1 pseudogene is annotated in these 384 nt (G+C 40.1%); it reads left to right on the top strand.

Annotated elements, in window-relative coordinates:
• A pseudogene (locus AC1VNY_RS42925) lies at nucleotides 1–384 on the top strand (hypothetical protein); the annotation flags it as partial.

The following is a 384-nucleotide window of genomic DNA, read 5'->3' as shown; positions in this document are numbered from 1 at the left end:
AATGCAACATGATTCACAAGCACGGACTAGAAGCACTCAACAGGTCTCTTCAAGATATTAGAAACAATCGACAACTTATGGGTGGAGCAGTAGTGGTTCTTGCTGGTGATTTCAGGCAAACACTTCCTATTATTCCTAGAGGAACAATGGCTGATGATCTCAAGGCATGTCTGAAATCATCCCATCTTTGGAGACATGTTCAAAATTTAAAATTAACTACCAACATGAGGGTCCATTTACAGCAGGATGTCAATGCTGGACACTTTTCTGATCAATTGCTTGCTTTAAGAGATGGGCGGCTTTGCAAAGAACCAAACACTGACACAATCAAGTTACCAGAAGACTTCTGCAATATTGTTCACTCAATAGAACAACTTCAAGACA

It is taken from the genome of Bradyrhizobium ferriligni, assembly GCF_056837965.1.
This window is presented reverse-complemented; position numbering and strand designations above follow the sequence as displayed.